General features: G+C 49.8%; 25 protein-coding genes. 9 read left to right on the top strand and 16 right to left on the bottom strand.

Translation table 11 applies throughout. The features are described 5' to 3' along the window. Positions 1–123: 123 nt before the first annotated feature. The gene (gene argR, locus L2725_RS07345; RefSeq protein WP_115135995.1) at positions 124–594 is read left to right on the top strand and encodes a transcriptional regulator ArgR; all 471 of its coding nucleotides are present in this window, start codon (positions 124–126) and stop codon (positions 592–594) included. 57 nt (positions 595–651) lie between these two features. Here the strand turns inward: argR and L2725_RS07350 are convergent, their stop codons facing one another. From L2725_RS07350 to L2725_RS07385, 8 genes are all read right to left on the bottom strand, one after another. Beyond that, a complete protein-coding gene (locus L2725_RS07350) occupies positions 652–1,587 on the bottom strand; it encodes a Dyp-type peroxidase (protein WP_115135996.1) in 936 nt (311 codons plus the stop codon). A 147-nt stretch (positions 1,588–1,734) separates the two neighbouring features. Beyond that, on the bottom strand, positions 1,735–3,447 hold the full coding sequence (gene ggt, locus L2725_RS07355) for a gamma-glutamyltransferase (RefSeq protein WP_249248341.1): 1,713 nt from the start codon (positions 3,445–3,447) through the stop codon (positions 1,735–1,737). Positions 3,448–3,518: 71 nt separating this feature from the next. Next, positions 3,519–4,547 (bottom strand): ABC transporter ATP-binding protein, encoded by a 1,029-nt coding sequence (locus L2725_RS07360; RefSeq protein ID WP_115135998.1) that lies wholly within the window; start codon positions 4,545–4,547, stop codon positions 3,519–3,521. Between the two features lie 2 nt (positions 4,548–4,549). After that, entirely contained in the window at positions 4,550–6,181 is a 1,632-nt protein-coding gene (locus tag L2725_RS07365; protein ID WP_249248342.1) for an ABC transporter permease, read from the bottom strand. Positions 6,182–6,259: 78 nt separating this feature from the next. After that, a complete protein-coding gene (locus L2725_RS07370; RefSeq protein WP_249248343.1) occupies positions 6,260–7,279 on the bottom strand; it encodes a Fe(3+) ABC transporter substrate-binding protein in 1,020 nt (339 codons plus the stop codon). Positions 7,280–7,482: 203 nt separating this feature from the next. Continuing rightward, positions 7,483–8,079, bottom strand: coding sequence for a glutathione S-transferase N-terminal domain-containing protein (locus L2725_RS07375; RefSeq protein ID WP_249248344.1), 597 nt, complete (start codon positions 8,077–8,079; stop codon positions 7,483–7,485). Positions 8,080–8,095: 16 nt separating this feature from the next. After that, on the bottom strand, positions 8,096–8,839 hold the full coding sequence (locus tag L2725_RS07380) for a ferredoxin--NADP reductase (RefSeq protein WP_249248345.1): 744 nt from the start codon (positions 8,837–8,839) through the stop codon (positions 8,096–8,098). Positions 8,840–9,048: 209 nt separating this feature from the next. Further along, on the bottom strand, positions 9,049–9,561 hold the full coding sequence (locus L2725_RS07385) for a hypothetical protein (protein WP_249248346.1): 513 nt from the start codon (positions 9,559–9,561) through the stop codon (positions 9,049–9,051). A 281-nt stretch (positions 9,562–9,842) separates the two neighbouring features. On the opposite strand from L2725_RS07385, the gene L2725_RS07390 reads away from it, so the two are divergent. Continuing rightward, positions 9,843–10,040, top strand: a complete 198-nt coding sequence (locus L2725_RS07390) for a hypothetical protein (RefSeq protein WP_115136004.1) — start codon at positions 9,843–9,845, stop codon at positions 10,038–10,040. 539 nt (positions 10,041–10,579) lie between these two features. Here the strand turns inward: L2725_RS07390 and L2725_RS07395 are convergent. Further along, entirely contained in the window at positions 10,580–10,822 is a 243-nt protein-coding gene (locus tag L2725_RS07395) for a hypothetical protein (RefSeq protein WP_115136005.1), read from the bottom strand. Between the two features lie 67 nt (positions 10,823–10,889). Further along, positions 10,890–12,674 carry an ABCB family ABC transporter ATP-binding protein/permease gene (locus tag L2725_RS07400; RefSeq protein ID WP_249248347.1) on the bottom strand — a complete coding sequence of 595 codons (1,785 nt, stop codon included), beginning with the start codon at positions 12,672–12,674 and terminating at the stop codon, positions 10,890–10,892. A gap of 331 nt (positions 12,675–13,005) precedes the next feature. On the opposite strand from L2725_RS07400, the gene L2725_RS07405 reads away from it, so the two are divergent. After that, complete coding sequence (locus L2725_RS07405; protein ID WP_115136309.1) at positions 13,006–13,185, top strand: hypothetical protein; 180 nt, start codon at positions 13,006–13,008, stop codon at positions 13,183–13,185. A gap of 126 nt (positions 13,186–13,311) precedes the next feature. Here L2725_RS07405 and aroG read toward each other — a convergent pair whose 3' ends face one another. From aroG to glnK, 5 genes are all read right to left on the bottom strand, one after another. Then, positions 13,312–14,373, bottom strand: a complete 1,062-nt coding sequence (aroG, locus tag L2725_RS07410; RefSeq protein ID WP_249248348.1) for a 3-deoxy-7-phosphoheptulonate synthase AroG — start codon at positions 14,371–14,373, stop codon at positions 13,312–13,314. Between the two features lie 154 nt (positions 14,374–14,527). Beyond that, positions 14,528–15,703, bottom strand: coding sequence for a tetratricopeptide repeat protein (locus L2725_RS07415; RefSeq protein WP_249248349.1), 1,176 nt, complete (start codon positions 15,701–15,703; stop codon positions 14,528–14,530). Positions 15,704–15,932: 229 nt separating this feature from the next. Continuing rightward, entirely contained in the window at positions 15,933–16,259 is a 327-nt protein-coding gene (locus L2725_RS07420; RefSeq protein WP_115136009.1) for a hypothetical protein, read from the bottom strand. Between the two features lie 89 nt (positions 16,260–16,348). After that, positions 16,349–17,596: an ammonium transporter gene (locus tag L2725_RS07425; protein WP_249248350.1), complete on the bottom strand. Its 1,248-nt coding sequence runs from the start codon at positions 17,594–17,596 to the stop codon at positions 16,349–16,351. 18 nt (positions 17,597–17,614) lie between these two features. Next, the gene (gene glnK, locus L2725_RS07430) at positions 17,615–17,953 is read right to left on the bottom strand and encodes a P-II family nitrogen regulator (RefSeq protein WP_115136011.1); all 339 of its coding nucleotides are present in this window, start codon (positions 17,951–17,953) and stop codon (positions 17,615–17,617) included. A 230-nt stretch (positions 17,954–18,183) separates the two neighbouring features. Between glnK and L2725_RS07435 the strand changes: the two genes are divergently transcribed. The 4 genes from L2725_RS07435 to L2725_RS07450 all read left to right on the top strand — a co-directional run bounded on the left by L2725_RS07435 (position 18,184) and on the right by L2725_RS07450 (position 20,420). After that, positions 18,184–18,726 (top strand): hydrolase, encoded by a 543-nt coding sequence (locus L2725_RS07435; RefSeq protein WP_249248351.1) that lies wholly within the window; start codon positions 18,184–18,186, stop codon positions 18,724–18,726. A gap of 67 nt (positions 18,727–18,793) precedes the next feature. Then, entirely contained in the window at positions 18,794–19,135 is a 342-nt protein-coding gene (locus tag L2725_RS07440) for an FKBP-type peptidyl-prolyl cis-trans isomerase (protein WP_115136013.1), read from the top strand. A 150-nt stretch (positions 19,136–19,285) separates the two neighbouring features. After that, positions 19,286–19,849, top strand: a complete 564-nt coding sequence (locus L2725_RS07445) for a cytochrome b/b6 domain-containing protein (protein ID WP_249248352.1) — start codon at positions 19,286–19,288, stop codon at positions 19,847–19,849. A gap of 64 nt (positions 19,850–19,913) precedes the next feature. Then, positions 19,914–20,420 carry a MarR family winged helix-turn-helix transcriptional regulator gene (locus L2725_RS07450; protein ID WP_115136015.1) on the top strand — a complete coding sequence of 169 codons (507 nt, stop codon included), beginning with the start codon at positions 19,914–19,916 and terminating at the stop codon, positions 20,418–20,420. Positions 20,421–20,443: 23 nt separating this feature from the next. On the opposite strand, the gene ablB is transcribed toward L2725_RS07450, so the two are convergent. Further along, positions 20,444–21,307 carry a putative beta-lysine N-acetyltransferase gene (ablB, locus tag L2725_RS07455; protein WP_249248353.1) on the bottom strand — a complete coding sequence of 288 codons (864 nt, stop codon included), beginning with the start codon at positions 21,305–21,307 and terminating at the stop codon, positions 20,444–20,446. A 174-nt stretch (positions 21,308–21,481) separates the two neighbouring features. Here ablB and L2725_RS07460 point away from each other — a divergent pair, with 174 nt between their 5' ends. Beyond that, positions 21,482–22,540, top strand: coding sequence for a GNAT family N-acetyltransferase (locus L2725_RS07460; RefSeq protein WP_249248355.1), 1,059 nt, complete (start codon positions 21,482–21,484; stop codon positions 22,538–22,540). 368 nt (positions 22,541–22,908) lie between these two features. Next, positions 22,909–24,399, top strand: coding sequence for an AAA family ATPase (locus tag L2725_RS07465; RefSeq protein WP_249248356.1), 1,491 nt, complete (start codon positions 22,909–22,911; stop codon positions 24,397–24,399). The last annotated feature ends 22 nt before the right edge of the window (positions 24,400–24,421 follow it).

Genomic DNA, 24,421 nt, shown 5'->3' on the forward strand with positions numbered 1-24,421 from the left:
ACCGTAAAACCTGTGAAACATGCCCTGCAGTGAATTTTTATTCACTGAAAACGGCAATTTGTTGACATATATACGGCTGGTATTCACAATCTCACGGTCGAATGAATAAGATCGAAAAAATATATGACCACAAGCAAAAATCAGGATGAACTCATCAAAGTGTTCAAGGCCCTGCTCAAGGAAGAAAGGTTCGGTTCTCAAAGCGAGATTGTGACCGCACTGCAGGCTGAAGGCTTCAGCAATATCAATCAGTCAAAAGTTTCCCGCATGCTGAGCAAGTTTGGCGCCGTGCGTACCCGCAACGCCAAACAGGAAATGGTGTACTGCCTGCCAGCAGAGCTAGGCGTACCTACCGCCGGCAGCCCGGTTAAGAACCTGGTACTGGACGTTGACCACAACCAGGCCATGATCGTTGTTCGCACCAGCCCGGGTGCAGCTCAGCTTATCGCTCGCCTGCTGGATTCCATGGGCAAGCCAGAGGGGATCCTGGGGACTATTGCCGGTGACGATACCATCTTTATCTGTCCGGCCAGCGTAAAAGAAATTGATACCACGCTGGAAACGGTCAAAGATCTGTTCAACTACAATCAGTAGTATGAGTTCATAGAAAAAACGCGCCCGAAGGCGCGTTTTTTATACCTGTGAACAGGTTTAATCAGCGTATTTGAGCAAGTAATCCAGCGAAGGCGCGAAGAAAGAGGAGCCGGTCAGCGCCTTGGTGAAGTGCATCAGATGATCATGATTACCGGCACCATCGCCGTGTACCATAGATTCCAGCATCTTTTCAAAATGCAGTGATGTGCGGCAAACCGAGATAAACATCAGCCCCTGCTCACGGACGCTGCCAAACGGCATGCTCTGACGCAGAATTTCCATGGATGAGCCATCGGCATGCTTGAGGTTAACTCGCTTAATATGGCTAGTCAGCGGCTTGTCCTCTGACGCATATTCGATATTGTCCTGCTTGGTGCGGCCAATAATGTCTTCCTGCTTCTTGGTAGGCAGACGGTGCCACTTGCTCAGGTTATGGGCATACTTCTGCACATGCACATAACTGCCACCCACAAAGGTCACATCCTCTTCACCCACCAAGGCAACTTCCTGGCGATTGCGTCCCTTGGGATTCTCAGTACCATCAACAAAACCTGTCAGGTCTCTGTTATCCATAAAGCGGAAACCGCGCTCTTCATCAACCAGCTCAACCAAACCTTCCAGCATTTGCGCGACTTCATTAGCCACCAGATGAAGAATATCCAGACGGTCACAACGCAGATGAATAAACAGGTCAAACTCAATAGCAGGTGCATCGCGGTTGCCCGCTTCCATCGCCGGGAACGGCTTTAACTGAGCCGGACGTTCACCTGCGTACAGAGTGTCCCAATAGTTGGCGCCAATAGAAACAAAGCCGTTAAACGCACTGTCGGCATATTGATCGGACAACTCATGAATATATTGGGCAACATTGGCAAGACAGGGCCGCAACTGTTGTTCCACGCCATCATTGGCGTTGAACATCAGGTAAACACTGTGTAAGTTCCCTTCCGCGCAGACTCCAAGTTGTTCACGGGGCATAACCTGATTTTCCATTATTCTCTCACCTTGTGCATTTCATTTGTTTCGGCAACATTGGGAAGCAACTTTACCCCAAACGGCATACATACAGCACACTCAGGTGTAAAAGTGTGAGCCATACCCAATCAGCTGCAGAGTTTAGCGGCTGATCCCTGCCAAACCTCAATAACCAGACGCCTGACCATCTTTACGACTTTCAGACGCACCACGATAAACCCCGGTTTGCGGATCACGACCAATGGCCTGATAACCGCCAAATATTCCCACGCTGTCGCGGATGGTATGTCCCCGCTTTCCCAGTTCCCGACGGGTCTCCATGGGGAAGCCGGACTCCAGGCTGATATAGCCACCGTCAGTCATGGTTTTGCCTGTGGGCTGGGATGAGTTGGAATGAACAATACGGAGGGCGTCTCCCGCCTCCTGCAGGTTCATACCAAAGTCGATTAGGTTAATCATGATCTGAGCATGCATTTGTGGTTGTGTTGCTCCGCCCATCACCCCAAAGCTCAGCCAGGGTTGGCCATCTTTGGTCACAAATGCCGGAATAATTGTATGAAAAGGTCGTTTACCCGGCGCATAGGAGTTGGCTCTTCCCGGAGTTAAATCAAACAACTGCCCCCTGTCCTGCAGTACAAAGCCTAATCCCGGCGGTGTCATACCAGAGCCCATGCCCCGGTAATTGCTCTGGATAAGAGACACCATGTTGCCATAGCGGTCAGCAGTGGTCAGATAAACAGTATCACCATGTTCAAGGTTGGGATTGCCGGCATCAACGCTGTTGGCCGCTTTTTTAAGGTCAATCAGCTGCGCACGTTTGCGGTTGTACTCCTTTGAAATCAACTCCTGCACCGGAACATCAACGAAGTCGGGGTCAGCGTAAAACCTGGCCCTGTCGGCAAAGGCCAGCTTTTTGGCTTCCACAAACAGGTGCACATATTCAGGGCTGGTTTGCCCCATCGCAGCTAAATCATGGGGTTCAAGCATCTGCAATATTTGCTGGGCGGCGATCCCCTGACCATTTGGTGGCAGTTCCCAAAGATCGTAGCCACGGTAATTGACTGAGACAGGTTCAATCCACTCACTGGTATGAGCGGCCATATCTTCATAGGTCAGATAGCCATCCTGGGCACGCATATAGTCAGCAATAGTGCGAGCAATGTCGCCTTTGTAGAAGGCATGGCGGCCATCTGTGGCAATTTTCCGGTAAGTATTGGCAAGGGCGGGATTACGGAAGATTTCGCCGGTTTTGGGCGTAGCGCCCCCCGGCATATAAACGTCGGCAAAGCCATCATACTGAGCCAGCCTGTCGGCGTTCTTTTCAAAGTAATAAGCGATTAGCTCTGAAACAGGAAAGCCCTGCTCGCCATAGGAGATAGCCGGAGCCAGCAGGTCTTTCATCGGCAACTTGCCAAACTTGTTGTGGAGCTCAAACCAGCCGTCGACGGCACCGGGAACAGAGACAGGCAAAGGGCCGTAAGGAGGGAGATAATCAAGCCCTCTGGCTTGCAGTATCTCAAGCGTCAGGGATTTTGGGCTGCGACCTGAGGCGTTAAGGCCATAGAGTTGCTTGTCTTTGGCACTCCAGACAATGGCAAACAGATCGCCACCAATACCCGAACCCGTTGGCTCAACCAGTCCCAACATGGCATTGGCCGCTATGGCCGCATCTATGGCATTTCCGCCCTGCTTGAGAATATCCAGCGCCACCTGAGTCGCCAGCGGTTGACTGGTCGCCGCCATACCATTGGTGGCATAAATTTCAGAGCGGGTGGCAAAAGATTTCCCGGTTATCCTGTCCATCGCCCAGCCAGGTAAGGCCAGCAATAAAGCAAGCCATACCCCTCTCCTTATGATTGTTTTCATCGTCACTATCACTGTGCAATTTGTGCACTTTATAAGCTAACACAATGATGTAAAAACGAAACAAAAGGATGTAACAAGTCGACTTAAAAGATAACCAGAGGGTGCGCTTCGGCACGGATCTGCACTTTCTGCCCCGGCAACAACTGAGTTAACTGACTGCGGACTTCCAGTAACTGGGAGGCAATCTCCACCTGATAGTGACAGAAATTACCCAAAAAGCGTCTGTCACGAATCACGCCAGCGGCAGCATCATCCGGTTCCAGCGTCAACTGTTGGGGCCTGAGCAGCACTTCTCCGCTGTATTGAGAAGGCCAAGTCAATTCGCTGGTGCTGACAAGCTGGCCGAGCGGACTGTCAACATTGAAGCCATCAACCACCTGCACAGGCACGTAATTACCCCGTCCCAAAAAGTCGGCAACATAGCGTTCTGCAGGGCTGTAGTACAACTCTTCTGCGGTACCATGCTGGACGATCCGGCCCTCTTTGAATAGAGCCAGCTTATCGGCAAAGACAAAGGCTTCATCTTTACTGTGAGTCACAAACACCGCGCTCACCTTGCGGCTTTTAAGGATGGCGCGGATCTCCATCATCAACTCACCGCGAACCTGGCTGTCGATATTGGAGAAAGGTTCGTCGAGCAACAGCAACTTGGGTTTACAGGCAAGTGCTCTGGCAATCGAGACCCTTTGCTGCTGACCACCGGAAAGCTCATGGGGGTAACGTTTCTCGAGCCCTTCGAGTTTGACCAGAGTCAGCATCTCTTCCAGCAGTGCGCCACGGCGGAAGCTGTCTTTCTCTGTCACACCAAACAGGATATTGTCGGCCACTGTCAGGTGCGGGAACAGGGCATAATCCTGAAAGATCATTCCAACACCACGCTGCTCGCTGGGGGTAAAGTTCCCCTCGCCATTGAAGCACTGTCCCTGCACATGGATACAACCCGAGGAGACAGGCTGTAGTCCGGCAATGGCTCGAAGCAGAGTAGTTTTACCACAACCGCTGGGACCAAGCAGCGCCAGTATTTCTCCCTGTTCCATCTGTAAATCCAGTCCATCCAGAACCCGGACGCCCTGATACTCACTGTTAACTCCCGTGATGGATAATGCGGTCATACTTAATTTTCCTGCTCCAGCGAGCGGTTCAGATAGATCAAAGGCACCAAGCCTACCAAGACGATAACTATGGCCGCCAATGCACCATATTCCAACTGCTCATCAGACACATACTGAAAAACATAGGTGGCCAGATTCTCATAGCCAACAGGTCTCAGCAAGAGCGCTGCGGGCAACTCCTTCATAGCTTCGATAAACACCAGCAGCATACCGGCAAACAAGCCTTTTTTCAGCAATGGCAGGTGAACCCTGCTCAGCAGTCCCAAAGGCTTTTCTCCCATAGTTACTGCCGCCATATCCATGGAGGGGGAGATACGCTTATAGCTGCTCTCCAGGCTTCCTATGGCGATAGCTGAAAACCGAATACAGAAGGCAAACACCAACGCAAACAGGGTGCCGGTAAAAATCAAACCCGGCCCCCTCTGATCAAACAAAGCATATAGATCATTGACCCCAAAATCGGCCAGCGTAAGTGGTGCCAGTACGCCAATTGCCAGCACAGTCCCCGGCAGAGCATAGCCGAACGAGGCGAGTCTGGCAGGCAATGCATCCCTGTCGTCAGGACTGATCCTTTGGATAAACAGCAAGATCAGGGCTATCGCCATACAGAGCACACTGACCAAAGCTGACAATAACAGGCTATTAGCACTGTACTCGAAAAACTCAGGAGTCCAGCTGTATTCGAAATAGTCCAATGCATAATCCAGCAAGATACCAAAAGGCAGCAAAAACGCCAGCAACAACAGCAGGGCGCAATAGCCGGATGCAGCCAGAGACTTTACGCCAGCCAGCGCATATCGCTCCAAACCAGAGTGAAAACTGTTCTTCTGGTAAAGCTGCTGCTTACGGCGGGAGAAACGCTCCATCCCAATAAGAGCAAACACCACCAACAAAATAATCACCGACAACTTGGCCGCCGCACTCAGGCTGCCATGCCCAAGCCAGGTATCGTAAACCGCAGTAGTGAGTGTGGGCACCGCAAAATAGCTTACGGTAGCGAAGTCTGCCGCGGTTTCCATGGCGACAAGGGCTACGCCGACAGCCAGTGCGGGTCTTGCCATAGGCAGATTCAAGCGCCAGAAACTGCGCCATGGACTGCAGCCCATCACCCTGGCGGCATGAATAAGACTGGCAGACTGCTCCATAAATGCGGTGCGGGCCAGCAGGTAGATATAGGGAAACAGCACCAAAGCCAGCATCACTGCCGCGCCACCAAGGGATCTGACTTCGGGAAACCAGTAGTCGGCCGGTGACTGCCAACCAAACAGCTCTCTTAACGCCTTTTGAACCGGCCCGGCATAATCCAGCATGTCTGTGTAAACATAGGCCACGATATAAGCAGGCATCGCCAGTGGCAGCAACAGAGCCCATTGAAAAACGGATCTGCCGGGGAAGTCACAACGGGCTACCAACCAGGCAGCGGGTGTCGCCAGCAGCAAGGCACCAATGCTGACCAGCAAAATCAATAACAAACTGTTTTGAATATAGGTGGGCAGGACGGTTTCCATCAAATGACCGAAAACAGCCTGATCAGGCATTAAGGCCTGGATAACCAATGCGATAAATGGGGTGAACAGCAAGCCTGCCAGTGTGAAAGCAGATACAGACCAGCGTTTGGGAAGTCCGAGAATCATAATTGTTATTTACCTGGTACAGCCCGGCTCCAGAAGGAAACCGGACTGTACGCTAACAACAGGCAAATGGCAAAGGCCTCAGAGGTCGAACTGCACCTCATCCAGCAGTCTTACCGCTGCCTTATGGTTGTCTGCCAAAGCCTGAATCGCCAGTTTGTCAGCTTTGAATTTACCCCAGGATGCGACCAGTCCGGATAAAGGCACGCCAGCTTTAACCGGATACTCGTAGTTCACCTCAGCATAAGCGGCCTGCGCTTTATCGGAGGAGAGGAACTCCATCAGCTTGACGGCATCAGCTTTGTTGGGGGCGTGCTTGGTCAGCGCCATGCCAGACACGTTAATGTGTGAGCCACGGTTATCCTGGTTAGGGAAGTTGATCTCTACCGCCTCAGCCCAGGCAATCTGCTTGGGATCGTTAACCATCTTGCCCAGATAATAGCTGTTGCCGATGGCGATATCACACAGACCTTCTTTAACGGCTTTAACCTGAGCTCTGTCATTCCCCTGAGGGCGGCGGGCCAGATTGTCTTTTACCCCTTCCAGCCACTTCTTGGTTTCAGCTTCACCGTGATGAGCAATCATGGAAGCCACCAACGCTATGTTGTAAGGATGCTTACCGCTGCGGGTACAGATTTTGCCTTTAAACTCTGGCTTTCCCAGGTCTTCGTAGTCCAGATCCAGCTTGCCCAGGCGCTCTTTGGAGGAGTAAACGTTACGCACACGCATGGTCAGGGCGTACCAGTCATCTTCCGGTGAACGGAACTGAGCGGGGATGTTTTGTTCCAGCACCTCGCTGTCAACCGGGGCAACCAGGCCCTTGTCGACCAGCTCCTGAAGGCGGGAGAAGTCAGAGGTCAGAACAATATCGGCGGGAGAGAGTCGACCTTCGCGGGCGATACGCTCTGCCAAACCATCTTTGGCAAAAACCAACTCGACTTCAGTACCGGTTTGTTTGGTGAAGTCCTTAAGAATAGGTTCAATCAGAAACGGTTGACGATAGGAATAGACGGTCAGCTTATCTGCTGCCACTGCGGACCAGGAGATTACTCCAGCCAAACATACAACACCGGCTCTGGTCATCTGTTTTACCAACTTCATTCCCTGTTCTCCCTCATCAACTAAATATATTTCGGATGATTAATATAATGATAATAGTTATCAGTAGCGCTAAGAGTACAAAAACTTACTGATACCAGCAAGACGAATCCATCAAAAGCGGCCTCTATTGTATTCTTTTTGAACGAAGTTCCGGAGAGTAAAGCGGGCTATTCAGTTAACCCGCTGAAGCAGAATATAGTGGATTATGCAGGGCGGGTTTCCCTGAAAATTGATTCCTTACTGATATGGTTCAGCCAGAGCGCCGTAGCGGGAGCCAGGTTACGCCACTCAATGGAAGGATGGCGAAAGTCCAGATAGTCAAGCAAACATACCAGCGCGATACGCTCTGCGGTGATCTCATCACCATTGAGTAAGCCTGAGTGATCTATTTGACGCAGGCCCCTTAGCAGGGCTTGCTCAAAGCGTCCTTTCCAGAAGGGAGAGCTATTCCCCTCTTCCGCCCGCATTTGCTCCTGTCTGAGCGCCACCGCACTGTCCAGCATGCCTTTTAACATAGAGAACAGGCAGTGCCGGGACCAGTAACCATCTGCCGGAGCAAACAGTTGGCTCTGACCATATTCCACGTCCAGAAAACGGCAAATCACTTCAGAGTCATAGAGCGCACTGCCATCTGCCAGCATCAGACATGGCACCTTACCAAGGGGATTGGCCTCGACGAACTCCTCATCATTATCGAAAGGGTTGGTTGAGGTCAGTTGGATATGGTTCAACTGCAGCAGTTCTATCATCACCCTGACCATTCTGGCGTAGGGCGACGCATCTGAATAATAGAGTTTCATCAAAGCCACGACTCCCTCACCAATATTTTTCCATGGTGATCTGACCCGGGGCTCTGCGCAGATTCTTTGCCAGCCCCCTCTCCTGCAGTAGCTCCAGCGCTCCTGATACCATCCCTGGATTGCCGCAAATCATCACCTGACTGTCCTGTGCAGACAAGGTAACGCCTGCTTGCTGCTCGATACTGCCATCTGCGAGACCATCCGGAATACGGCATTCCAATGCCCCCGGCATCTGCTCCCGGGTAACACAGGCGACCAGTTCAAGCTGCCCATTATGCAGCTGGGCCAACTCCTGAAGTCGCTGCCAGTACGCCAGGTCCTCTTGCAATCGAACACCATAAACCAGAACGATACGCTTGAACCTTTGCCAGGGCTGCTCTGTTTCAAGCATAGAGACAAATGGCCCAACGGCAGTGCCGGTCGCCAGTAACCATAGATGCTGGCCCATATCTGCAGGGAGTTCATCCAAGGTCATAAAACCTGCGGCCTTGGTGGAGATTTCAATCTGATCGCCTGAGTTCAAATCGTGCAGCGACGGAGACAGTTGGCCATCCTCGACCCGTACTGCCAACACCTCCAAATACTCCGCGTCCGGCGCGTTGACCAGGGAGTAAGCTCTGGCAACACGCTTACCTTCACGCTCCTGACTGAGCTTGATAAATTGCCCTGCAATAAAAGGCTCAATATCTGCCGCCAATCTGAGGGTAAAGAGTTTGTCATTCCAATCGATGCGCTCAATCACGGTTGCGCTTGTCCACATTTTCCTGTCTCCGCACTGAACAGATGGTTTCAGCATAAGCCTTTAAACCTTAGACAAAAACCCTTTTATTGCATGGCTTTATTCAGGGTTAATCAAGTTTAAGGATTTAGTCACTGTGCAAGCGATAGCCAGGGGATGGCTTAAAATCGGCAATGTAGAGCAGGACAAAGACGGGATAAGTTGGATTTATCTGGTTCGCGGACATGAGTTCAGAGGCCAAATCGGGAAGCGCTGCCACTGCCGGCGATCACCAGACTCAAACTGGCATCCCATTCCAACTGCAGTTTTTGATGGGATAACTTGAGTTGTTCGGCCAGGCCGGGATGAGCGGCCATAGACTCTACCGCGCTGATAGCCTGACGATAGCCGGTATCCAGTGCCACCCCAAGTGCCATCACAGCCGACATATCACCATATCCCAAACTTCCCTGCTGGCGTACCTGTTCGAAGCCATATTGAAGAGCACTGGCAAACAGGGTGTCTGCAGAGTCTGGTGCAAATGCATATCTGGCTGCACGATTGCTAGCCGAGACAGACAGAGCCTCATCTACGGCCTGACGGATAGTGGCGAACGCCTGCATCCAGGGGGCGATTTGCGGCGGGGTTTCGCGACCGTCAACAGACTCACTGTCCTTCGATAGTAAGGAGCTTTCAGATGATGCTTTAGCGTCATTGAGGGTAACGGCAGCCTTAACATCTGATGATGTTATCCCTGTTAACATTGAAGCCCTCCTTACATTACCCACCAGTGATTAAGCGGTACTTAATATATCGGCCTGATAACGAGTTTCTCCAGCAAAAAATAAAACTGCGAAAAGCACCCCGAACAAGCCAGACACATCAGCGTAAAACTTTGGTAACAAACAAAATTAAATCAACCTTTTAGGTGAAATTGATTTGAAAGTAACCAGACAAGCCATTATGATTGACAGCGTTTCGTGCACGAGGTCACATTCTTCGTTTTTTTGCGACACCTCGACATTCAATTAGGAACACATGGAATATGAACGCCGTAGTATCAAATCCTCTCAGGGAGTCTTCCCAGAGCAGTTGCAAAAATTGCCGCCGCTTCACCGAGTTGGAAGGCGCACTTTTGTGTTACCGCGAGGGCAGCATCACCCCTCTTGAACCCAAAAAGCTTGAACTGTTCAAACCGGGAGCTGCCTGCGAAGCCTGGCAGGCAAACAAGCAAGCTCGCTGAGTAAAAACATTCCTGAATAATGAAACACCCCGCAACTGCGGGGTGTTTTGTATCTGTTGTCTCTACCAATAAAAAAGCCGCAGTCATCGGGGCATGATGACTGCGGAAAAGGATGAGAAGCAGATAAAATACACAGTTATAAAAGGTGGGGAAGCGAGTGTTCAGACCGTTCGCAAGCCGAGTGTGGTTTGCCTTGGTTAGATACCGCTTTGCTTATTCAGCCTCAACCACCAACATGCTCTATATCTATTGTCCCTGCCAATAAAAAAGCCGCAGCCATCGGGGCATGATGACTGCGGAAAAGGATCAGAAACAGATAAAATACACAGTTATAAAAGGTGGGGAAGCGAGTGTTCAGATCGTTCGCAAGCCGAGTGTGATTTGCCTTGATTGGATATCGCTTTGCTTATTCAACCTCAACCACCAACATGCTCTGTATCTATTGTCATGCGCAATAAAAAAGCCGCAGCCATCGGGGCATGATGACTGCGGAAAAGGATGAGAAGCAGATTAAAATACAAAAAGGGGGAAGCGAGTGTTCAGACAGGCTCAGGCAGGACTGACATATTGAACGCGGTATGGCTCGATTGTGCATTGCTGCGCATACCCAATGTCAATCCGCGGGTTGAAACCTTTACCCCGGCAATCAGCTGGGTGTAAACATCATTCAACATACCTTGTTCCAAACCACGAAATGCCAAAGTGCGGCGAACCGAATACCAGTCACTGTCCATCACTGACGACTGTCCTTCAACAGCCACTGTCAAAGCAATATTGTCCATATCAACCTCCCTGAATCACTCGGGACCCATTATTGAGGTTAGTTACTGAACACAAGCTGTACGGAAGTTATTCTCTTTCCCGGCTTTGATGCTGCATCTGCCATAGCCCGGCATAAACGCCACCAACAGCCAGTAGTTGCTGATGCTTACCCTGCTCGACAATCTGACCACCTTTAAGCACCAGAATCCTGTCTGCATCTACCACGGTAGACAAGCGGTGCGCGACAACCAGTGAAGTTCGCCTGGCTGAGACCTCTTTCATGGCGGTTAAAATGGCTTGTTCAGCACCACTGTCCAATGAAGAAGTCGCTTCATCGAATACCATCACCGGCGCCCCCTTCAGAATCGCTCTGGCGATGGAAACACGTTGCTTTTCACCGCCTGACAGCTTCATACCACGTTCACCAACCCGGGTTTCCAGCCCCTTGGGCAGCCGCTTAACCAGCTCCTCCAGATGGGCAAGTTGAACGGTTCGCCGTATATCTTCATCAGACGCTTCGGGTCTGCCATAACGAATATTCTCAAGCAGAGTATCGTTAAACAGCACGGTATCCTGAGGCACGATACCGAACTGCCTGCGCAGACTTTGCTGCTCCATCTGACGGATATCGACCCCGTCCAGTTGAATGCTTCCACCTGTGACATCGTAAAAGCGGAACAACAATTTAATTATCGTGGACTTACCACCGCCACTCTCCCCCACTATGGCGATCTTCTCGCCCGGCATCAGCTCGAAACTGACATTGTCGAGTATCTGCCGCTCACCATAGGCGAAGGAGACATTATCAAAAACCAGATGTCCCTTACCGGCGCTCGACTGAGGGTTGTCTGTATCCAGAATTTGGGGACGCTCATCAAGCAGCGAAAACAGGCGCTCTATATTGGCCAGCGCTCCACGGATCTCCCGGTACACGAACCCCAGGAAATTAAGGGGCATAAACAGCTGCATCATAAAGGCATTAACCAATACAAAATCACCTATGGTCATATCGCCGCTGATCACGTCCGATGCCGCCAGCCCCATCATCACTGTCATGGCTGAAGCTATGATAAAGGCCTGGCCTGCGTTCAATGCGAACAGAGACAAGCGATTATCACGCTTGGCCTTTTCCCATCGTCCCAGGGCTTCATCATACTGTTTAAACTCGTACTCTTCGTTGTTGAAGTACTTAACCGTTTCATAATTGAGCAGGCTGTCTATCGCCCGGGTATTACTGGTTGAGTCAGCAATTGCAGCTTCCCGGACATATCCGGTTCGCCATTCAGTGGCGATAACCGAGAACACCCCGTAGGCAGCGACTGCCACCAGGGTTACTGCAGCAAATACCCAGCCGTAGTTGTACCAGAAAATGCCCACTACCAGCCCAATCTCAAGCACAGTGGGAACAATATTAAACACCATAAAGCGCATCAGAAATGACACGCCGCTGCTGCCCCTCTCAATATCCCGGGAGAGACCACCGGTCTGCCGGTCAAGATGAAACCCTAAATCCAACGAGTGCAAATGTCGGAAGACATTCAGTCCCAATCGTCTGATGGCCCGCTCAGTCACCCGACCGAACAGGGTATCTCTGACCTCACCGATAATGGTGGAGAGAAATCTCAGTCCGCCATACGCCAGTACCAGAGCGATGGGGACTGCGACCGCCTGAAGTTTTTCCGAGTCCAGCGTATTAACCAGATCCTTGAGCACAAAAGGCATGGTGACACCGGCCAGTTTGGCCGCCAACAGGCAGAGCATCGCCAGCCCAACACGCAGCCGGTATTCCAGCAAATAGGGCCACAACAATCTCAGTACCTGCCAGTGCAGTCTGTCTGCGGGAGCGTTGTCCAGATATCGGGAGGGACGCATAAAACCTGCCTTTGATCAATACGATGGAATACTCAACTCAGGAGCATGATGCCAGATAGCCGGGGAAGGTGCGATAGCCTGTAGCAACCGCTTTTCAGCCACAATCCCAGGACAATGTCGAATATTGCACCAATTTTCATCACCTGGCAGCGCAAATCCCCTGTACCGCCTTGTAATAACTGGAGTTCAACAGTGAAATATTTCTCTTCTTTGGTATTATCTGGCGATTAATAATCTGATACCCTTCGGTGACGCCTGCATAACACAAGCAACTACAGGCGATAAAAATTAAAAAATCCTCTAATAACAAATTATGGTTGAAGGACGTTTTATGTTGGACTCCGCTAAGGTTCAATACCCACCGTTGCCGCTGCTAAAAACCTGGGTATGGATGATGATTGAATCTGATAACCCCGAAATTCGAGAAAAAGGTAAGAAAAATCTGATTGCCTCGTTCGGTAGCCTGGCAAAAGCCAATGAGTACATCTCCCAGCAGTTGAAAAGCGCTTAATACCTTTCCCCTTTAGAAGATAGGTTTAAGCCGCTCGCGCGCCTTTTAAACTCGCTGAATGATTTAATTCAAAGGCTGATTGATAAATTGAAAGAGGGGCCTTAGCCCCTCTTTTCTTTATCTGTATTATCCAGCCTGTTCTCTTCTGGCCAGAATGCTGGCATTTAAACCGGCCAGCAACTTTTCTGTGTCCGGCCAGCCGATACAGGCATCAGTAATGCTTTGCCCATAGGTCAAAGGCTGTCCGGGCTGATGATCCTGGCGCCCTTCCACCAGATGACTTTCCACCATCACCCCAAAGATTGACTGCTCACCCGACGCAATTTGGCTGCCAACATCCTCAGCCACCAGCATCTGACGCTGATACTGCTTGGAGCTGTTGGCATGGCTGAAATCAATCATCAGGTTTGGGTTGAGCCCAACGGTAGCCAGTTGTCCGGAGATCTGCTTCACGTGCTCAGCACTGTAGTTGGGCTCTCTGCCGCCGCGCAGAATAATGTGACAATCCGGGTTACCTTTGGTGGACACAATCGCCGAATGGCCGTATTTGGTCACAGACATAAAGTGATGGGGAGCAGCGGCTGCACCTATAGCATCTATGGCAATTTTAATCGTGCCGTCGGTGCCATTTTTAAATCCGACCGGACAGGAGAGACCGGACGCCAACTCTCTGTGCACCTGAGACTCAGTGGTTCTCGCCCCAATTGCACCCCAACACATAAGATCCGCCAGATACTGAGGGGTAATCATATCCAGAAACTCACCGGCGGTCGGCAGGCCAGCGTGATTCAGGTCCAGCAGTAACTTACGGGCTTTTCTCAACCCCTCATTCAGCTGGAAACTGCTATCCATGAAAGGATCATTGATTAACCCCTTCCAACCCACAGTGGTCCGTGGCTTTTCAAAATAAACCCGCATCACGATTTCCAGCTGGTCCTTATACTCCTCACGCAGTGCCAGCAGGCGCTCACCATATTCAAGAGCTGCTTTCGGGTCATGAATAGAGCAGGGACCGATCACCACCAACAGGCGGTCATCACGGCGGGAAAGGATATCTGATATCGCTTTGCGGGAGTTGAAAACCGTCGCAGAAGCCGCTTCCGAGGCAGGAAATCGTTCCAGAATGGCGACCGGGGGCAACAGCTCTTTGACTTCATTAATACGCACATCGTCATTCTGGTAATACATAGGGAACAGGTCTCCTTGGCCTCTTTATCATTAACAGCCAATTTAACGAGTCCCCCACCACAATGCAACGCAATCACTATTTATTTCAACATGAATCGATAACCAACTGTTTTTATTGATTTAATATTTTTGAAACAGTCAAGCTTCTCAGCATCTATATGCTGCGAACCGCATAGTTTTTCATCGCTTTAAGCTTATATTGGTACCTTTGCTTATCTTCTTCATCTGTCGCCAGTTTTATTGCCCGACTCATGTTGAACTCAGCTCTATCCCTGTCACCCAGCTGCCAATAAGACTTGGACAGGCCCAGAAAAAATTCGGGTTGATAGTCAGCCAGCTTCACCGCCCTCCTGTACCAATCCACCGCTTCGGAATAAGCTTTTCTGGTGTATGCCTCTTCCGCCATATCAAAGTAGTAGAACGGGTTACGGATACGGGCAAGCTCCAACTTTCTGTGAATTTGAGACCACTCCTCCAGCCTTCCCTGCTCGCCCAGCAAGAGTGCCAGATTGCTCATGGGGTTTAAGTGATCGCCCGGCAACGCCATGGCATACCGATAAACCCGTTCCGCCTCGTCATCCATGCCAGCCCTGCGATAAACAACCCCCAAAGTGTTAATGGCGGAGATAAAGTCAGGTTTGAATTGAAGGCTGGCTTTGATCAGGGCATAGGCTCTGTCCAGATCGCCGTTTACCAGAGCTTCTGCCGCCAGATTGTTGTAAAACATCGCGGTGACTGTACTGCGATTGATCCTGTGACTGGTATATCCCCGAATCGCCCTTTCCGGCAGGAAATCCACCAGTATTGAGCGGGAGGCAAAGGTCAGACTGGTGCTGCTCTCAGGGGCGTAGAGCTTGATATTGATGTGACCGTTAATCAGATAAAACTGCCCCCATTTATCCCAAATCGGCTGAACCTCCACCTCCTGATATTGCACCGGCACATTCAGTGTGTCGGCCAAAGCAGTGGTCAGCAGTACCAGGCTCAGGCAATTGCCCTCACGACGGGCATAGGTCTCGGTCGCTCCACGGGTCAGGTGATCTCTGTACTCAAAGCCGCCGTCACGTTCACGGATGAACTCGCTCAGCCACTCATGGGCATTGTGGCTACCCTTGTAACCGAGTTTATCCCGCTCATAACGACGCCGTACCTCGGACGCTACTGAAGGGGGGAGTTTGAATATAGTGTCTGCTGCGGGCAACACCTGTTCGGTATCAAAGTGTTGGTCCAGAAACAGGCTTTCCACCTGTGCCCGATAGACAGGTGTCTGGGCAGACTGACATCCTGCCAGCATCACAACTGTAAGCAGGGTAAATACGCGAAGCAGCATACTTCCTCCTCTGGGTCCACAGGACCGGTTGGAATGGGTATCCAGTGTTGCCGCCCGACGTTTTACCGCCAATAAGCTATGTTGACAGCCCTTGCAGAATAAAGGCCGAACAGCACCGATAAATTAAATTATGGTTCACTTTATCACCATATGCTGATCTGCCCGGATTTGAAATGTAATTAATCGTTATCAACCCGAACGGCTGGCTTGAAACGCTATAAAACCTGGTTCAGCGGTTTTTGGGGGCGGGGATACGTTGATATTGCAGCTTCTGTTGCAGCTCGGACGTTCTGGGCTGAGGGTATGGTCGATAGTACAAATCGCCGCAACGATAGTGTCTGTAGGGCTGAACCAGCAACACACATCCAAGGGGAAGCGATTCAATCAACTCAAGTTGCTGTTTTAGTCTTTGCTGCTCCTGCCATTCATGATCTGCCTTTTTGGCATCTCTGACAGCGAATGGGTCGAAAGGCTCTGTCTTGTCATGAACCTTAATATCACCGGCAAAAGCCTGGCATACCAGCATCCAGCTCAACAGCAATAACCCGGTTCTCATCACGACGCTCCGATCAGTATATCTGTTGGCAGCTTAGCACAAAAAAAGCAGGGACAAGCCCTGCTCAACTAACTTCTGATTGTTCGGTATCAGGCTGATTTTACCGATACAAACTCAGGGTAAGCATCGATACCACAGTCTGAAGCATCCATTCCCTGATACTCCTCTTCCTCGCTGACACGAATGCCCATGGTGTAGTTGAGTATCGCCCACACTACCAGTGAAGCACCGAATACCCAGGCAAAAATAACTCCCGCCCCGAGCAGCTGGGCGGCCACAGTAGCTTCAGGGTTCGACAGAGGCACCAGCATCAGTCCCAGGAAGCCCACTACACCATGCACTGATATTGCACCTACAGGGTCATCAATTTTGATGCGGTCAAACCCAACAATAGAGAACACCACCAGACCACCGGCGATCGCACCAATAGCAGCGGCCAGGCCGAGGGATGGCGACAGAGGGTCAGCAGTAATAGCGACCAGACCCGCCAGTGCACCATTCAGTATCATGGTGAGGTCAGCCTTGCCCCATGTCATCTTACATACCAGCAAAGAAGCGATGGCACCAAAGGCTGCAGCTGAATTGGTATTCACAAAGATCTTGGCAACTGATGAAGCGTTGTCGGCATCAGACACCATTAACTGAGAGCCACCGTTAAAGCCGAACCAGCCCATCCACAGGATAAAGGTGCCTAAAGTCGCCAGCGGCAGGTTGGAACCCGGAATGGGGTTAACCTGACCATTGGCAGCATATTTACCTTTGCGGGCTCCCAGCAGCAACACACCGGCAATAGCTGCCGCAGCGCCGGCCATATGCACAATGCCACTACCGGCAAAGTCAACAAAGCCAGCTTTGGACAGGAAGCCGCTGCCCCAGGTCCAGTAACCTTCTACCGGATAGATAAAGCCTGTCAGTACAACGCTAAATGCCAGAAAGGCCCACAGCTTCATACGCTCGGCGACGGCACCGGATACAATAGACATGGCTGTCGCCACAAACACCACCTGGAAGAAGAAATCAGACTCCAGCGCATGGTCGGCATCGCCCGACTGTGTGCCTATCAGCGCCCCCAAACTGGGCAACCAGCCCCCCTCGGTATTGTCTACATACATGATGTTGTAACCCACAATCAGGTACATGATGCAGGCAATTGAGTAAAGGCACACATTCTTGGTAAGAATTTCAGTGGTGTTCTTTGAGCGCACCAATCCGGCCTCCAACATGGCAAAACCAGCCGCCATCCACATCACCAGTGCACCTGAAATCAAAAAGTAAAATGTATCAAGGGCAAACCTCAGTTCAGTTACTGTCGCCCCAAGTTCTGTTAGCGTTTCCATCTTATTGCCCCCAATTTTTTATAATGCTTCAGTATCTGTTTCGCCGGTACGAATACGGATCGCCTGCTCCAGCTCAGTGACAAAAATTTTGCCGTCACCAATTTTGCCGGTACGGGCAGCTTCTGTTATGACCTCAAGCAGGTGGTCGAGGTGCTCATCCTTGGTCGCTATCTCCAGCTTCACCTTGGGCAGAAAATCTACCTGATATTCCGCTCCCCGATATAGCTCGGTATGCCCCTTCTGCCGACCAAAGCCTTTAACCTCTGTCACTGTCATGCCCTCAATGCCCAGACCTGCAATCGCTTCTCTGACGTCATCAAGTTTGAATGGCTTTATAATCGCGCTGACCAATTTCATCCCGCCCTCCGGTTTGTTCTCGTCCGTTGTTTGAGCAAGTGCGTTACAATCTTTAAGCCATAAATAAAATCAATTTATTAACAATAAGTTAAGCGAACACCACAACACCAGGCTGAATACAATTGCACCAAATTCGTGCATTTATGCACCATCAGGCATCAGGTTTTGCACTGGAAAATGACATGTAAACGCAGTAGTTTGGGGGCTGGTTGAATTAAGGGGGTGAAGAGATGTTGAAAGCAGAGGATTGCATACTGGCCATTGTGGATGTGCAGGGAAAACTGGCTCAGGTTGTCGACAACAGCGAAGCCCTCCACCAAAAATTGAGCACACTGATCCAGGGCGCTCAGTTATTTGAAATTCCCACACTATGGCTTGAGCAACTTCCCGAAAAACTGGGCCATACCACGCCGTCGCTGGCGGAGCTGCTTAGTCTGGAAAACCAGCCCATAGCCAAAGAGCACTTCAGTGGATGGCAGGCGGAAGGGTTCCGCCGCAGTCTTATCCAAAGTGGCCGCAAACAGGTTATCCTCGCCGGCATTGAAACCCATATCTGCGTGTATCAAACCTGCCGGGATCTGCTTGAGCAAGGCTATCAAGTTCATCTGGTATGTGACTGCGTCTCGTCCCGAGCGCCTGAAAACAAACAACTGGGAATTGAGATGATGCGGGATTATGGTGCCAGGCTGCAAAACGTTGAGTCATTGCTGTTTGAACTGCAGCATATCGCACAGGGAGACAGATTTCGGGCTCTGCTGAAACTGATAAAATAGCAGGCTCAAATCTGGATGACCGTGCTAAACTGCCGCCGTTTGACAATCCAGCATTGAGGAAATTGCGATGACCAGTGAACTGATCATTGAAGATATTCAGGAAGGCGAAGGCAAAGAAGCGGTAAAGGGTGCGCTGATCACTGTGCACTATGAAGGCTTCTTGCAGGACGGCACCAAGTTTGATTCTTCCCATGACAGAGGTCGCCCTCTGCAGGTGGTTATCGGCACAGGCCGGGTAATCAAAGGTTGGGATCAAGGCATGATGGGTATGAAAGTGGGTGGCAAGCGCAAGCTGTTTATTCCATCACATCTGGCCTATGGTGAGCGCCAGATGGGTGACAAAATCCCGGCCAATTCAGATTTGACCTTCGAAGTTGAAATGCTGGAAGTGCTGACCCGCGACGACTAGTCGTTTGGCTGGGCACAGGCTCTCAACTGATAGATTTAAACATACCGGCCTGAGTGCCGGTATTTTTATCTTCATTAATCAAACATAATCCGGCCCGCAGACAAACTCAGGCATGATAACAGTCAGGTTCATTGCTCTGGCTCGCTTTTTATGTCGGATAAACACCTTTCCCGGGGTATTTCATTTCTTTTCAGCAGGCTGCCTCCAGCTGAAACCTGGCTGCATGCCATCGTTATGTCAGCTGTGCTGCTGCAACTCCTCTCATCCTTCTTTATGCATGTCCATGTCGACACGCCATTGACCAAATTAACTCCAGTGGATTGGTACCATGTGTTTGCCGGATTGGGACTGCTGGTGTTGGCTCCTGTGTTTATGGCACTCTTGCTGAAAAGGCGTCACCTCAGGGATCTGTATCCCTGGTTATTTGGGCAATTTCAACAGCTCAAAACAGACCTTCGCATACTTAAAGGTCTGTCCCTGCCCGATGCTCAGCCCGGCGGGCTCGCCGCTTGCCTCGAAGGGCTGGGACTCCTAGCTCTGCTGCTGGCGGTATTCAGCGGCGCCTTCTGGTTAGCAGGCATAACCCTGGGCTGGCAGACTGCCCCAGACCTCCTCGGCCTGCATAAAGCTCTGGTTGGTCTGATTGAGGCCTATGTCTGGGGACACGGCGGTTTCGCCCTGCTTCACCTGCTTGTCTGGCGTCGTCACCACTGACACAAAACCCTTTTATCCTGAACTTAATAACGTTAATGTTCAGGGGTTACAGGAATGGAGTGTTATGGAAAAGTACGAACAACTATTGGTTTCATTGCGACGGGTGATCCGCGCAATCGACATCCACTCAAAACAGCTGAGCAAATTTGCCGGCCTGACCGGACCACAATTGATGGTGATAAACAAAATCTCTCAATTGGATGGCCCTATGGCAAAACAGGTTGCTGAAGAGATCAATCTGAGTCCTGCTACTGTAACCAATATTATCGACAGGCTGGAATCCCGGGAACTGGTGATTCGTGTTCGCAGTCAAACAGATAAGCGTAAAGTTCATCTGTATTTGAGTGAGCAGGGAAAAGAGTTGCATAAAGCTGCTCCCAAAGCCTTGCAGGAGCACTTTATCAAACGCTATCAGGCGCTGGAGGAGTGGGAGCAAAGCCAACTGCTGTCGGCCGTGGAGCGTATCGCTTATATGATGGACGCAGAAGACCTGGACGCAGCGCCAGTGCTGGTAGTAGGAAATATTCATTCTGTGGAAAATCAGGACAACGACAAAAACTCATCATCCTGACCCAGCTGGCGCTCACACCAAGCTCAATAGCGGGTGCTGAGTGCCTTACTCCACACATTCATACTTTCGATATTCCCGTTTATCAGGGCGTTGTTTATCAAGCGCCCCTGATACTGATACCCCTGGCAGGCAAAAGTCCGGTTTATGCCAATAGAGGCGGCGCGGGCTGTGGTGAAGGCCAACCTGAAACCTTCATCAACCAGCCGCTTTTCCATATAGTCCAGCAACAACCCCGCCAGGTGGTTACCTCGATACTCAGGCAAAGTCGCAAAATCAGCCATCTCCACCGCCAGATTTTTTGGGTCAAGCTCGGCTGATGCCAGCGCAATAATCCGACTTTGGTGCCTCACACCAAAATAGAGTACCCCTTCTTTCATACTGTTCCGTAAAAACCCGGCATCAGAAATAGGATAGGGATAGTCAGGGAAAATTCCCCGATATAAGTGCGCCATTTCATTGGCAAAGGCCGGAGTCATGGGTACCACCTGCCAGTCATTGGCAGCTCTGAAGGGCTTTAATTTGGCAATAGCTTGCTTTAGAGCCTTATCATTGTTGGCTTCTTTGGGGTCGAATCGACGGTCAGTATCCGGATAAGCCGCGAGAAACAGCGCATCTTCGTCAACCCCCAGGCCATGGGAACCAAAGTATCCGGGCAAGCTGGCTTCTTCCACAAAACCATGCTCAAAAAAGGGTTCAGCATCACTCTGCCTGACCCTGGCAATCACCTTGCCCAGGTGATGCTCGTCAGCCAACTCCTGCATTAAGTTTGGCATGGCGCTGGGGGAAGCCTTGCCCATAGACATGAGATAGACTCTGTCACTGTTAGGGCCATAATGTATCTTGGCCCCACTTAAGTCTCCAAGCTGGTCACATTGACGATTATTCAAAGAACACCCTTTCCTCTCTACACATACTAGCTATATTTTACCAATATTCACAAAGAGACTCTACTAAACATACCACTTAGACCAATTGAATTTTAGCTTCAACACCCTTTCCCAAATTGATAACCAAACACAAGCATGTTATAAAATGCAAAATAAAATTTCCAAGGAGCGGACATGAATAAATTTATTACATCATATGTAAGTGAGCTATATGTAGTCCTAATCGGAATAGGGCTAGCCAATGTGTTGTTCAATATCGAATTCTCATATACTAATATAATTCCATTACTTACAGCATGTCTTGTCACTTTATATATCTCTTTTTATTGGTGGGATTGGGTAAATCATATTGAAAGTAATTTCATTGAAACCATGTCAGAGTTCATTATAGATTTCCTAATCCTTATCTCACTATTTTTTCTATTCATAAACTATAACTCTCCAATACTACTAGCAACTAACTTGCTGTTAATTTCACTCTTGGATCTATTATGGGTTTTTCATTTCCAAATCCATAAAAAGAAACTAGACTTAAAATGGATCTCTAGAAAAATAATTGTTACCAGCATATTTTCTTTATTAGTGACTACGATTTTTTATTCACAGAATCAATTTGATGAGAAGTTACTCTCATTTATTGTAATGGGTGTTTCCATTATCGTTAAGAAAACTTTTTTCAAAGATATTGCTACCAATATTGACACTATAACCTTCAGAAAAGCGAGAAAGTCTGACACGAGAGAACTTCAGTTTATAGCTGCCGAATCAAAGCTATCCAATAACAACTCAGATTCATTCATTATTAACAATCCAGACTTCAGCATTCTAAACGACAACCAAAGCAGAATCATTGTTGCCGTAAAAGACAGAAAGATCTGCGGATATTTAATTATGGACGACTTTAAAGACATGGAATATGGAGAAGACCTAAATTATTTAATAGAAGATGAAATGGCCAGCATCAAAAGCCAGTCAACGATGATAATAGAACAAATAGCCGTAAAGAAAAGCCATCGTGGGCAAGGAATTGCTAAACATCTTATAAATCACGCGATACATCACTGTAGTAGTATAAACTTAGTATCGTTTGTAGCAATCGCCCCTCATAAAAATTCGCCATCTATTAACCTCCATGAAAAGTTGGGATTTGTAAGGATAGGTAAGTTTTCAAGTGACAATTTCAAAAGCATAGAAAATTACCAAAGCATTTTATACAGCTACAAGCGTTGTTAAATATAACTTTATAAGCTGTTTACGAATATCAACCTGTGTGGAAATCTATCAACCACGGTTTTCACACAAATCGATAGAGCTTTGATCGCAACAATATAGAAATCAAATCAACATTAGTATGTTCCAATCCAGAATGTCATTTTATTTACACCCTTATGCTCTACATAGCCACCTTATTTCTTATAAGTTCCTGTGTCAGTTCATCGTCCTGCTATCCAATACAGATCATCTAACTAAAGCAATATGCATATCATGCCTAGTTGTGCGTTATAAACAACTAGACTGATAGATTAACTAGACACAAGGGTTAACTCATTTTAACAACAGGTTTACACTCGGTGAAGGAAGCGAAGGGATAAGGAATCACAATGAAAGAGATACAGGATCTCACCAGCCTGCTCCGGGGGAAGACCCCGATTATTGTAGTGGAAACCCATGAAGAGCAGCGATTGCTGGAGTTGCTTAAACGGGTTGCCAGTTGCCTGTACAAGCCATTGTTCTGCTGGTCCATCACCACAGGACTGAGCCGGATAGACAGGGATATGGGTACCCAGAAATTCAACGCAGACCCAGGCGATCTGCTCAGGCATATCAAAACCACTGATCAAGAAGGTATTTATGTGCTGTGTGACTTTCACCCCTTCCTCAAAGACGCTCCCATCAATGTGCGGTTGATTAAAGAGATCGCCATGGAGTTCGAATCCAGCCGACAAACTCTGGTACTGGTCAGTCATGGAGTTGAGATCCCGCCAGAGTTTCAGCGTTACTGTGCCAGCTTTAGCCTGCGCCTGCCGGGCAGAAACCAGCTGGCCAACCTGATTGCTCAGGAGATTGCCGAAGTACAGAATCAGGGGATGCAATTGACGGTTGAGCCAGGCGCGGCAGAGCAGCTGGCCGATAACCTGCGAGGGGTTACTCTGGATGATGCCAGGCGTCTTATCCATAACGCCATTGTTGATGATGAGGCCCTGACCAAAGCGGATCTGGACAAGGTCAACCGTGCCAAGTTTCAGCTGATGAATATGGATGGCGTGCTCAGGTATGAGTATGACACCCGCAGCTTCGCGGACATTGCAGGCATGGATGCACTGAAGCACTGGCTCAAACTGCGAACTCCCGACGACAGCCGCGCGCAAAGAACAACCCAAAATGCGCTCACGCCCCCAAAGGGCATAATGCTGCTGGGAGTACAGGGGTGTGGCAAGAGTCTGGCAGCCAAAGCGGTCGCCGGGATTTGGCACCGTCCGTTACTCAGACTGGATATGGCGGCTCTATATAACAAATACATAGGCGAAACAGAAAAAAACCTGAAACAGGCATTGGAGCTGGCAGACCTTATGTCTCCCTGCGTACTCTGGGTGGATGAGATAGAGAAAGGGATTAGCGGTGGCAGCGGTGACGAAGGCACCTCCAAGCGTATTCTGGGTACCCTGCTGACCTGGATGGCAGAACGTAAGTCCGATGTATTTCTGGTCACTACCGCCAACGACATTCAGGCGTTGCCACCCGAGCTTATCCGTAAGGGCAGACTGGATGAGATCTTCTTCGTGGACTTGCCGGACAAAACCAGCAGAGAAAAGATTCTGTCGATTCACCTCAGTCGCCGCCGGATTTCACTGGAGCCATTTGATCTGCAGCAGTTGGCGATGGTCAGTGAGGGATTCAGTGGCGCCGAACTGGAACAGGTGGTGATCTCTGCACTCTATGCCAGCGCCAGTCAGGAGCAGGGCTTGAGTCAAAACAGCTTATTGGAAGAGCTGGCGGCCACCCGTCCTATTGCTGTGGTGATGGCCGAGAAAATTACTGCCTTGCGGCAATGGGCCAGCAATCGCGCTATTAATGCCCACACAGGCAGTTAATCTTCCCCAAAAAAAGACCCCG

This window comes from Shewanella corallii (assembly GCF_023349125.1).
In the GTDB taxonomy this organism is placed as follows: Bacteria; Pseudomonadota; Gammaproteobacteria; order Enterobacterales; family Shewanellaceae; genus Shewanella; species Shewanella corallii.